Origin of the sequence: Aeromonas sp. s1(2024), from assembly GCF_040908005.1 — a bacterium.
GTDB classification, from domain to species: Bacteria; Pseudomonadota; Gammaproteobacteria; order Enterobacterales; family Aeromonadaceae; genus Aeromonas; species Aeromonas caviae.
In genome coordinates, this window is sequence record NZ_JBFOCW010000017.1 from 62,648 (window position 1) to 73,564 (window position 10,917).

Consider the following 10,917-nt stretch of genomic DNA (forward strand, 5'->3'; position numbering starts at 1 on the left):
CCAGGTCGGCTGCTCATCAGTGCCTGGCCACCACGCCAGGCAGACGGGGGAAAGCCCCCCGTTTCGCTTACTTGACCAGGCGCTTTCGTGCCTTGCTCACAATGGTGGCCAGCATGGCCATCCTGGACTTCTGATTGATGGCCTGACCGTACTGATTGATGAAATCAACGGCCAGTTGCGCATCGTCCAGAGCCTGCTGCGGATTGCTCATCAGCAGGCACTCCAGGGAGCTTTTCGCATCGGCCACGCTGGTGTTCAGAAGTGCTTTCACGTTATCCATCCGTCCTCCGGCTGCTCATCAGTGCCCGGCCACCACGCCGGGCAGACAGGGCGGTGCGGCCGCCCTGTTTCGCATCGTTACTGCTCGAACTGTAGCGGCATCAGATCCTGGTACTCCTCTTCGCTCAGCGGCGCCGGGCCCAACCCCAGCACCCATAACAACGCGGCCTTGATGCCATCCTCATAGGTGTCATCGGGATAGCAGGTGCCTTCGGTCTCGCTGATCTGTTCACAGAGCTGCAGTTGCTCTTCGGCCTGTTCTACGTTGATATCCATCGCGCACTCCTCCCTTACAACTTCGCAAGATCCAGGCTCATCTGAACGTAACGGCCCTGGGCGTCACGCTCGTAGAGCCGCAGATATTGGCTGGTACCAGTCACCTGGATGGCGTCGGCGATCGCCTGCATGGCCTGCTCCCAGTCGGCGTCGTCGATATTGAGCTGACGCAGGGAGAGCACCTGGTTGACGTCGATATGACCGGCCTTGGAAACCCGAAAGGCGTGGTCCACCAGGGCGCGGATTTCGGGGCTGGCGCCATCACTCCAGCGGGCGATGCACTGGTCGATCAGTACCTTGGCAGCCTGGATCCGTTCATCAAATTTGCGGTGCTCACCCACGGCCCGGATCAGCTTGTAACGACCGTCGAAACTGAGCAGGGTCACATTGCCCTTGGTACCGCCCCAGGCCACCCCGTACCGCTCGGCCGAGAGATCCACAAAGTCGGCGATCTGCTGCATGGCGCCGATCTTGAAAGCTGCCAGGCGTGAGCGCTCTTCCTTGGCAGTCGCGATGATGCCCATCACCACCTCATCGCGCAGCTTGTCCGCCGGGGCGATTAAGGTTTCCGGTACCCAGTGACCCTGGGCGTTCTGCCGCATCGGGGTCGTGTCTTTGGTCTGTGCTTCTTGCATAAGGCTCTCCTTGATTTATCCCGTTGTTGTTCGGTGGTCGCTTACTGGCGCCAATGCAAGACACAGCCGCCAAAGCGCACCATGGCCACCTCGCTGACCACGCCAGCCAGGTACTCGCGCCCCCACACGGCCCGCCGGGTCATCTCCGGCGGCAAGGGGCCGGTCACCATCAGCAGCGGGGTATCGCGCACCTGGCCGGTGCGCACCTTGCAACCGTTCGCTGTCAACCAGAGACGCAACTGGTCAGCCGTGTTTTGCAGATTTCTGTTCATCCCGTTCTCCTTGTGATGTCTCACTGGGCCCACCGCACACCCCGAGCCCGCTGGTTTATTGGCCGTGCTTCTCAACCTTGTCGAGCAACCGGTTGTATTTGATGCCCAGGATCTTGAGCTCCTCGGCAAGCAGCTCTGCCAGAATGCGCAGGCTGTTGCTGGCGTTCTCACCATCGCTTTTTGCCTGGCGGCGCAATCTGGAGAGGGTGGCGTCAGCGTCATAACGAACGCTCTTGTCCCCACCTCTGCCGCCCTGTTCGACGGCGAGACGCATCGGCCGGCGCAGTTGCTGATCCTCACTGAGCTGGCTATGGGGGCAGCCGCTGTGGCACGCCTTCCAGAGCTTGATATCCATCGGTCTGGTTCCGACCTCATCCGCCCGTCGGCGCTGATGGGCCAGGCACTGATGCACCGGGATCTCCCCCAGAATGGGGCAGGTCACCTTGTGGCCCATCAGGTTCCCCTCCACCAGCTTCTGTACCCGCGCCAGATCGCCCGGGTACTTCTGGTTGCAGACCTGGCTGATGGTGGTGCGGGACAGACCGAGCTTGTCGGCCACCACGGCCAACGAGCTGGCAGCCACCTCGGCTTGCAGAACCTCAAGCCACGTGTCCATGAGGGGCCTCCTTCACATCGAACTGGTAAAAACGCTGTTCGTTTTGATCCCAGCATCCCCCCTGTGTGGCCCTGACCATGGGGGCGAATCGCCCTGTATCCCTGACCAACTGGTAGCGATTCTGGTCACCCTTCACTTTGAAACGCTCAATCTTGTCCACCAGCCGGACATAACCAGCCCGGACCAGGAAGGTGGTGAAGGTACTCGCGCCGCTGTCATCTACCCCAGACGTGATCGCGAGGTCATTCAGGGTGAAAAAACGGCTGATTTTCATGGTGTTCCACATCTTTTGTTGAACCGTTTTACGCCGTATCCGCCGCTTCTTGCGGTGCTTGGTGCTGCGGTTTCCTGACCCGAATTGAGGTGTTAGCGCTGCATCCACAACCTGATAACGACTGCCCCGGAACGATATACGGCGACCAAATGGTTTCTGGTAGACACAGCGCAGATGGCCACTTGCCAACCAGCGCCGAACAACCAGATAGACATTCCCCAGCTTTAATGGGCTGGCTGCCGCTAACTCCAAAAGATCAAAGGATTCTTGCTGGCACATCCACTGCCAAGCCGTCTCTGCATTGGTGTTTACACTTTTCCCGACCACTGGTATCCCTCCCGTGCTTTGTTGTTATTTGCTGGAATCCAGTGGCTACCGGCTGCGGCGCACGTCATGCAGCAGTTCGCTGGCGTCCACGTCCTCCAGCCGGATAATCCGGGCATCGGAGGCCATGGCCATCTTCTCGATCTTGTCCAGGGCCGAGACGATGGTGCGCACCACCCCGTTGGAGCGTTTGCGGATGAGGTCCAGCAGGGCGTCGTCGATCTCCACGTCCACCTCCAGCATTTCGCTGGCAATCAGGGAGACGTCTTCCAGGTCCGCCGGCTTGAACTCGATCCACTGGGAGATGCGGTTGAACAGTTGCTTGCGCTGGCTGATGCGGCGGGCAATCTCCTCCATCCCTACCAGGATCAGCGGCTGTTCGGTGGCGTCGTAGATATCGCGCAGGGTCTCCATGATGCGGGCATTGCCGACCACGTAATCCGCCTCGTCCACGAAGATGGCCAGCTCCTCGGCTCGGACCGCTTCGACGATGCTGTCCACCTGCCCCCGCAGGTTGTGGCGCTGGGGAATGCCGATCTCCTTGGCGATCTGCTCCAGCAGGCTGGTCACGGTGTCGGCCTTGTAGCAGCGCACGTAGATGCCGTTCACTTCGTCCTGGTTGAACAGCCACTCCACAGCCGTGGTCTTGCCGAAGCCGGATGGCCCGTGGATAAGGCCAATGCCCGGCACGATGCTGGAGCGGTTGAGCAGGTTGTCGAGCAGTTGCTCGGTCTTGATCATGTTTTTGACTTCGACGATCTTGTGTTTCATAGTGTTTTTGTCCTTATGAGGTTGTTTTACAGGGCCGCTCGTTAACCTTTTGCCTGGGTGTTGCGAGTGGCCCTGGTGCTTTCCAGATGGCGGTGGATCCGTTTCGCCATCAGCTTGTGGCTGTAGAGGTACTTGGTCAGCCATTCCTTCTCCCGCTCTGTCAGCGGTGCATCCAACTCCTTCTCGGCCAGATAGATGGCCTGCTCGTACTCGGTCTTGAGTGCCCTGGACTCCTGCCCGGCCGCCGCCTGGGCACGGGCCGCTTTCTCCTCACGGCGAGCTTCTATCGCAGCCAGTTCGGCGGCGCTGAATTGTGCCGGTTCGCGGGGAGCGGTAACGCCGGAGAGTGCGGCCAGTGCCGGGTTATCGAGCCCGAGATCGCCGCGCTGGAACTGGGCCACATCACGGGCCTGGTCAACGAAGTGACGCACCACATCCTGATGCAGTTCGTTGACGCCGAAGGTCTTGGCGAGACTGCGCATTTCGCGGCGAAAGCTGGCCAACGCCTTGGCATCGGCGCGTTTGGCAGCGCGGAAGGCATCCGGGCTGACGCCATTGCCCAGCAGGTCGAGGTTCACCGCCTCGATCCGCTCGTTCCAGTCGCCAGTGCGGTACAAGATGGCCCGGCCCACGTCGCTCGGGTCGAGGAACACGCTGACCCGCTGGCTCTTCCAACTGTTCTCCAGCAGCTCCGGGGCGCTGTATTTGAGGCCGCCGGCCTTGATAAAACCCTTGGAGACCGTGGCCTCACCGATATGGTTGAGCAACAGATCCAGCGCCGACTCATCGCCGATGGCGCGGCGCTGGTAACGGGCGCTCTGGTATTTCTCGTTGGGGGTCATCCCGAGCGAGCTGTGTTTGCGGTTGTGATAGCGGGCATCCAGCCAGTCATCGAGCAGGGTCTGCAGCTCGGCCGCCGTCATGGCCAGCTCATAGAGCTCCTTCTCCGCATTCGGCTTGCGCTTTTCCTCCAACCGCTGGGCAAAACTCTTGCGAGCCTCGATCACCTGGCGGTCTCTCACACAGTGGCCAACAAAGGAGGGCAACAACTCGATCAGACCGTGGGAGAGAGTGCGGAAGAAGCGCTCGATATACGGCTTCTCCCATCCCGAGTAGGCGTTGGAACGGCTGACATTCATGCCGAGCAGCGTGCAGATGGACATGACCCGCTGGCTCACGTAATCGGAGCCGTTGTCGGTACGCATCACCCCGTTGTCGTTGAGGGTGCCCCAGGCCAGCAGAGTCTTGCGCAGCAGCAGGCAGATCCCCTCGCTCGACGAGGTTTTGGCCACCAGCAACCGCACCCTGCGGGTGAACACATCGATCACCGCGATGATGCTGTGACGACCTTCCACCAACATGGCATCGACGGGGGTGCTGTCGAACTCCCACACGTCGTTGGGCTGGCCCATCCAGGGGTACATCTCCTCGATGGCGGTGCGGTACTTGTTGTTGTAGGCGTCGGGGTTGGTGGCATAGGTAAAGGCCACCTTGTTCTCTGCCAGCCACTTGACCAGCCAGCGTCGCAGGGAGGACTGGCTCGGGATCTGCCAGCCAAGCTGGTTCATCTCGCTGTACTGGGTCGCCAGCTCATGCAGCGCCCCCCACTTGTTGGCCAGATGCGGTTTGGCGGTGATCAATGCCGTGAGGAAACGGGCCAGGTCCGGGCTTTGCTCGACGCTGGATGGACGCTCCCGCTGGTAGTTCCCAGCCAGCGCCGCCGGACCGGCATCCGTCAGGGTTGCTTGCCAACGTCGCAAGGTGATCAGGCTGAACGGCTTCTGTTGCTCATAGACGCTCGCAGGGAGTGACAAGCTGCGGGTACGGTATGCCTCGATAAAGGCACGGCGCCCCACCTCCCCTTGCTGACAGGCTTGAAAAGGGGTCAGGAAGATGTCGGCGGCCTGCAGGATCAGCAGCCGGGCATCCACCTTCTTGCGGGCGGCAGCGCCCAGGGTCAGCAATTTACGCCCCGCATCCGGCTTCACCGGCACCTCGCGGGCAAGCAGCTTGGCCATCGCCTTGCCGCCGGCCGCATGATCGGTCACCGCTTGCCCCTGCTGGGCGACGGCCTGCTCCGCCAGATAACGTCGGGTTTCTGCGGGAAGCGAACTGATGTGGTATTCAACGCCCTTGCCTTTCTCGCGCTTGCGACTTTGCCACTCTTCACGCTCCGCCTTTTTGCGCACACCATCGGGATAGGCTGGCATGCCAATCAATCCGGCCAACCCTTGGGCGGTGAACCAGGTACTCATTGGCCACCTCCCAGCAAGTCGATGCCCAGCGAGTCGGAAAGCTGCGCCATGATGGAACGGCTTTCCCTGCGCTTGGGGCTGACGCCCATGGATGGGGCATATTGTTTGATGCAGCGCTGCACTGCTCTGGGATGCAACCCTTTGGCGCGGGCCCAAGCAGCCTGGGAATATCCGCGTTTTATGAGCTCAGCCCTGATCCACTCTGGTGTTTTCCCTGACATACTCACCCCGTTTCGGTATCATCAAGTGTCGCGGCGCGTATCTTTATCATTCATAAAAGAATGATTTTATGTCGCGATGCGTCACATATGAATGATTGATCACCCCAAAAAGATTGACAAGTCTTTTTGTGCGGAATTTTTTGTCTATCGACTCACCAGCAATAGCCACTAGCCGAGAATTCCTTGTATGTCAGAGCGTTATGAAGAAAAACCACAATCAGCACAAAAAGACGGTGAGGTATCTTTTCTGACGGTTGGAATGGATACTCTGAGTGACCGCCTGGACGAGCTACGTGGGAGTCTGAGCTACAAGGCATTCGCCGAGTTGGTGGGGATGAGTGAGTCGGGGATGCGCAAATACTTCCCCCCGTTCAATTCGCTGCCCACCATCGACAAGGCGCTGCGAATTGCGCGAACGTGCAATGTGAATCTGGAGTGGCTGGCCACGGGTCAGGGCCCGAAACATCCCGATGGAGTTGCCGAGCAGGCGGTGCGTCGTGATGAGTTTGATGAGGAGTACGCGCTGATCGATGGCTACCATGTCACCGTCAGTACCGGCCATGGCGCGTTTAATGATGATCATGAGGTTAAACGCAAGCTGGCATTTCGCCGCAAGTGGCTCACGTTTCGCAAGTTGAGCCCGGATAACCTGGTGGTGGTCTTCGCCAAAGGCGACAGCATGGAACCCACCATTCACTCTGGCGACTCCATCCTGGTCGATATCAGCAAGAATCAGATCGAAGACGGATCCATCTTCGTGTTGCGGCTTGGAGAGGAACTCTATGCCAAGCGCTTGCAGAAGAACTTCGATGGCGGGATCACCATCATCAGCGATAACCGTGTTGATTACCCCCTGCAGGTCGTTCCAGCCAACCAGTTGGAGAGCCTGGCCGTGATCGGCAAGGTAGTCTGGGCCGGGCACGACTTTTTTTAATCTAACTCGCTTCAAAATGGGGTTTAAACGCCGAGTTAAACCCCAAACTGCATTGCCGACCGCAGGCTCTGGGTTTTCATTTTTGGCGCAACCTCCCCGAAGCTCGTCCGTGATCTTTCATTTTGGCGCCGCCCGCGCCTGGCACCACAGAATCCCCCTCTAAGCCTTGTCAGCCTTGAGTTTGTCCCACGAGATCCCACTTGTTTTCGGCTGCTCCCGGTTTTCTCACTCTTGGTGACTGGTTACATGCGGGGAAACAGGCAGGGATCCGTCGCTTTGTGCCGCCATGGCACACCCATTGCGCAGGAGATCTCCCCGCCATGGACCAGAGAGAGGCGACGTGAGGACCGGAATGTCACACCCGGAACGAGGCCGTTGTCTGACCTTGCGCCATGTACTAGTGTGCAAGGAAGAGGATTCAAGGAGGAGTCTATGTCACGCATGCTGGTCATCTCTCTCGCCTGCCTGGGGCTTGCCAACGTCCCCGTTGTCCAGGCGGCTGTCTATCAATGCGCCCGCGATGGGCAGATCACCTTCAGCGACATCCCCTGCAGCAGCGACGCCAAACCCATGGTACTCAATGTCTATACCCCCTCCCCCGAGGCGGTGGAGCAGGCGGCCAACCAGACCCGGGAGATAGAGCAGAGCCTGGCGAACGGCCAGAAACAACGCCAGGCCGAGGCTCTGCGCACCGAGATCGAGGCCAAAAAGCAGAAGATGAACAACGAGATGACCCAGATCACGGAGAACAAGGCAAGATCCCGCAATGTCTCGGCAGAGATGCAGTCGGTCACTACCCGATATCAGAAAGAGATTGAGTCCCTGAACCAGAAACTCTCTACCTTGCAGGCAAAATAAACACTCCCTGTTTCGGGACAGAAAATATACCGAAGCGGCAATGTCGTCACGGGTTCACACATGCCGGATATCCAAAAACTCACACCCTTGGCCGTTTATTTCTCACACCAGAGAGTCAGATAGCGGCTTTTTCCCGATCCCCGTAGCCACCTAATTTCACCGCGTTCCAGAAGACTCAACTTTATCCCCACCGAGATCCCTGACGTGCCACAGGGTTCATACGAGGGCGATATATAGGGGCATCGTGACAATTGTCAGTGCCAAAAGAGGCGCCTTCATGCCAATATTCCCTGGGGCCCAAAGCGGTCCACGAGATAAATAACCTTGGTACGAGACCCTACAATTAAGAAGCTATTTATCAACATTGAAAAATAAAAAGTTAATTTGAGTACGATGACGACTCATCAGGACGCAATGCTATTGTTAATTTACTCATATTTGGTCGTTATCCCATTCAAGGGTCTCATGGAGGAGCGCTGTCATGTTCTGGAATCAAAAAGCAAGCAAGGAAGCCAGTGAGCAAGCGGCAAGGGTGGTGGAGCTGGGGGCATTTGAACAGGCTATCCAGTTGCAGGTCCCCTTCGTCCAGTTCACCCCGGCGGGAGTGGTCACCTTCGCCAACGCGCTGTTTCTCAAGATCGTGGGATTTGAACGTGACGAGGTGATCGGCAAGCATCACAGCACCCTCTGCATCCCCGACGACGTCAATACCCGGGATTACGAGACCTTGTGGCAGGATCTGCGCCACGGCGTCTCCCGCAGCGGCCGCTTCATTCGCCAGTCGAAATCCGGCAAGGCCGTGTGGCTGGAGGCGACCTATTTCCCCATCGTGATCGACGTCAAGGTGGTGCGGATCGCCAAGGTCGCCTCCGACGTGACCCAGCAGCAATCCACCCTGGAGCGCACCCAGGCCCTGCTGGCAGCCCTGGACAAGTCCCTGGCGGTCATCGATTTCCAACCCGATGGCACCGTCATCACCGCCAACCAGAATTTCCTCAACTGCTTTGGTTACCGGCTGGAAGAGGTGGTCGGCAAGCATCATCGTCTCTTCTGTGACACCGAGTTCTACCAGAACAACCCCCATTTCTGGCAGGATCTCGGCTCGGGTGACATCAAGTCCGGGCTTTTCATGCGTCTGGGTCACCGGGGGGAGAAGATATGGCTGGAGGCCACCTACAACCCCATCTTCAACCACGAGGGCAAGGTGGTCAAAATCATCAAGCTGGCGAGCGACATCACCGAGCGGGTGGAGAAATCCATCTCCACCCGGGAAGCGGCCCAGAAGGCGTGTGCCATCGCCAGCGAAACCGTCGCGAGCGCCGCCAGGGGGCGGGAGGTCATCGACAGGGTGCTCGACACCTCCTCTCACATCAACACCTCGGTCAATGCGGTCAGCAAACAGATAGAGCAGCTCAACCAGCAATCCAGGAGCATCGAATCCATCATCTCCACCATCAGCGGCATCGCGGATCAGACCAATCTGCTGGCCCTCAACGCGGCCATCGAGGCGGCCCGCGCCGGGGAACAGGGACGGGGATTCGCGGTCGTGGCCGACGAGGTGAGGCAACTGGCGGCGCGCACTTCCAGCTCCACCAGCGAGATCGTCACCGTCATCAAGCACAACTCGGAGATCACCTCCCAGATCACCCAGACCGTCTCCGTCGTCTCCGACAAGGCGGTGGCAGGTCAGGAGCAGGCCACCATCATCGCCGACGTCATCAAGGAGATCATCGAGGACGCCAACTCGGTGTCGGACACCGTCAAGAGCCTCTCCATCTGAGCGACAGCTGCCAATGACAACGGGGGGCCCAGGCCCCCCGTTGTCATTGCTGTCCGCCCACCCGACACCCGCTCAGCCATCCCCCAGGAGATAGTGTCTGGCTTCCTCGTCCGCCAGCGCGAGGGCGATGTCCCATAGCGCGGCGATGCAGAGCCCCTCCTCCCCCACAGCTTCCTCTTCCAGCGCCTCCAGGGCTCTGGCATCGGCCAGGGTAAAGGGGGGATGGCTCAACAGGCTTTTGGCCGCGGCCAGCAAGTGCATGTCGCTCATCGGTCGGCTCCTTCTTAGACAGCGTGTTTCCCTGCCCAGACTGTAGCCCAATGACGGCGACTCATCCCCCGGTGGCGACTGCCTGCGCACGCTTCCTGCCGGACGGCAGTTGGCCCACCCCGATGCCGGCCAGCACGGCGGCACAGGCCACCCATTGCAGGGCAGTGAGCGTCTCTCCCAGCAGCAGATAGGCGAGCAGCAGGGTAAAGACCGGTATGAGGTTCACATAGGCAGCCGCCAGGGTCACCTTCACCTGGGTCACCGACCAGTTGTAGAGCAGGTAGGCACCAAGTGTCACGAAGGCGCCGAGGAAGAGGATGACCCCCATGTCCTGCCAGGCCCAGCTCGCGGGCCAGGGCGCACTGAAGGCAAAGGGCGCGAAGAAGAGCATGCCGACGAAGGCCTGCAACGCTGTCAGTGTCATCACGCCGTAGCGGCTGGAGAGCTTCTTGAATACCACGGAATAGGTGGCGGCGCAGAGCATGGCGCCCATCTCCAGGCTGTTGCCGAGCAGGGCGTTGGGGGCGAACTCGTCTGCGCCCTCCCCCAACCCCAGCAGGGCGATGCCAACGATGGCGATGGCAAAGCCCAGCAGCTGGCGGCGACTCACCCGCTCTCCAAGCAGCACGAAGGCCACCAGAGCCACCATCAGGGGAAGCAGGGCACAGACCATACCGGCCTGGCCGGCACTGGTGTAACGCAGGGCGTTGACTTCAAGAAGAAAGTAGAGGCAGGGCTCAAGCGCCCCCATCAGGGCCAACCAGCGCCAATCCCCCTTCTGGTAAGTGACGCGGCCAAGCTGGCGGTAGCAGAGCAGCCAGCAACAGGACGCCACCCCCATCCGCATGAAGAGCACCTGACCGAAGGACCAGATTTCCAGCACATGTTTGAGGGCGATGAAGGAGCTGGACCAGAGCAGCATGGCCAGGGTCAGCGTCAGGACGGGTAAAGGGCGCACAATGCCTCCATCTTAAATGCGAAAGGGGACTCCCTCCGACGTAGGTGGGAGGGGAATTTCGCCGGGGCGTCAGCCCCGCTGGTTTTGAATGTATTGCTTGATCACCTCCAACGGTGCTCCGCCGCAAGAGCCCGCAAAGTAAGAGCGTGACCAGAGTACGGGTTTGCTGTAAGCACCTCTCAAGTCCAGAAATT

Annotated in this window: 14 protein-coding genes and 2 other RNA genes; 3 read left to right on the top strand and 13 right to left on the bottom strand. The window is 59.5% G+C overall.

Annotation, left to right across the window (positions count from 1 at the left end; genetic code table 11):
* Positions 1-3: 3 nt before the first annotated feature.
* From AB5Y70_RS04515 to AB5Y70_RS04560, 10 genes are all read right to left on the bottom strand, one after another.
* An RNA gene (locus AB5Y70_RS04515) (hammerhead ribozyme type II) lies at positions 4-69 on the bottom strand.
* Positions 68-280, bottom strand: a complete 213-nt coding sequence (locus tag AB5Y70_RS04520) for a hypothetical protein (RefSeq protein ID WP_104452622.1) — start codon at positions 278-280, stop codon at positions 68-70. The genes AB5Y70_RS04515 and AB5Y70_RS04520 overlap by 2 nt, the downstream gene beginning before the upstream one ends.
* A gap of 5 nt (positions 281-285) precedes the next feature.
* Positions 286-355: hammerhead ribozyme type II (locus AB5Y70_RS04525), an RNA gene on the bottom strand.
* Between the two features lie 2 nt (positions 356-357).
* Complete coding sequence (locus tag AB5Y70_RS04530) at positions 358-555, bottom strand: hypothetical protein (protein ID WP_042074589.1); 198 nt, start codon at positions 553-555, stop codon at positions 358-360.
* Between the two features lie 14 nt (positions 556-569).
* Positions 570-1,190 (bottom strand): DUF3164 family protein, encoded by a 621-nt coding sequence (locus AB5Y70_RS04535; RefSeq protein ID WP_368175956.1) that lies wholly within the window; start codon positions 1,188-1,190, stop codon positions 570-572.
* A 41-nt stretch (positions 1,191-1,231) separates the two neighbouring features.
* Positions 1,232-1,462: a hypothetical protein gene (locus AB5Y70_RS04540; RefSeq protein ID WP_042074593.1), complete on the bottom strand. Its 231-nt coding sequence runs from the start codon at positions 1,460-1,462 to the stop codon at positions 1,232-1,234.
* Positions 1,463-1,517: 55 nt separating this feature from the next.
* Positions 1,518-2,078 (bottom strand): hypothetical protein, encoded by a 561-nt coding sequence (locus AB5Y70_RS04545; protein WP_069652692.1) that lies wholly within the window; start codon positions 2,076-2,078, stop codon positions 1,518-1,520.
* Entirely contained in the window at positions 2,062-2,679 is a 618-nt protein-coding gene (locus AB5Y70_RS04550) for a hypothetical protein (protein ID WP_128296939.1), read from the bottom strand. Before AB5Y70_RS04550 ends, AB5Y70_RS04545 begins: the two co-directional genes overlap by 17 nt.
* Before the next feature lie 45 nt (positions 2,680-2,724).
* The gene (locus AB5Y70_RS04555) at positions 2,725-3,447 is read right to left on the bottom strand and encodes an AAA family ATPase (protein ID WP_042008341.1); all 723 of its coding nucleotides are present in this window, start codon (positions 3,445-3,447) and stop codon (positions 2,725-2,727) included.
* 41 nt (positions 3,448-3,488) lie between these two features.
* Positions 3,489-5,702 (bottom strand): DNA-binding protein, encoded by a 2,214-nt coding sequence (locus AB5Y70_RS04560; RefSeq protein ID WP_368175957.1) that lies wholly within the window; start codon positions 5,700-5,702, stop codon positions 3,489-3,491.
* Positions 5,703-6,110: 408 nt separating this feature from the next.
* On the opposite strand from AB5Y70_RS04560, the gene AB5Y70_RS04565 reads away from it, so the two are divergent.
* From AB5Y70_RS04565 to AB5Y70_RS04575, 3 genes are all read left to right on the top strand, one after another.
* A complete protein-coding gene (locus tag AB5Y70_RS04565) occupies positions 6,111-6,857 on the top strand; it encodes a helix-turn-helix transcriptional regulator (protein WP_180898599.1) in 747 nt (248 codons plus the stop codon).
* A gap of 432 nt (positions 6,858-7,289) precedes the next feature.
* Positions 7,290-7,715 carry a DUF4124 domain-containing protein gene (locus AB5Y70_RS04570; protein ID WP_043156375.1) on the top strand — a complete coding sequence of 142 codons (426 nt, stop codon included), beginning with the start codon at positions 7,290-7,292 and terminating at the stop codon, positions 7,713-7,715.
* 481 nt (positions 7,716-8,196) lie between these two features.
* Positions 8,197-9,495, top strand: coding sequence for a methyl-accepting chemotaxis protein (locus tag AB5Y70_RS04575; protein WP_368175958.1), 1,299 nt, complete (start codon positions 8,197-8,199; stop codon positions 9,493-9,495).
* A gap of 72 nt (positions 9,496-9,567) precedes the next feature.
* On the opposite strand, the gene AB5Y70_RS04580 is transcribed toward AB5Y70_RS04575, so the two are convergent.
* The 3 genes from AB5Y70_RS04580 to AB5Y70_RS04590 form a co-directional block, all read right to left on the bottom strand.
* Positions 9,568-9,765 (bottom strand): hypothetical protein, encoded by a 198-nt coding sequence (locus AB5Y70_RS04580; protein WP_039038678.1) that lies wholly within the window; start codon positions 9,763-9,765, stop codon positions 9,568-9,570.
* Between the two features lie 61 nt (positions 9,766-9,826).
* Positions 9,827-10,723, bottom strand: coding sequence for a DMT family transporter (locus AB5Y70_RS04585; RefSeq protein WP_041212829.1), 897 nt, complete (start codon positions 10,721-10,723; stop codon positions 9,827-9,829).
* Positions 10,724-10,792: 69 nt separating this feature from the next.
* A partial coding sequence (locus tag AB5Y70_RS04590) for a transposase (protein WP_368175959.1) occupies positions 10,793-10,917 on the bottom strand: 125 nt, incomplete at its 5' end.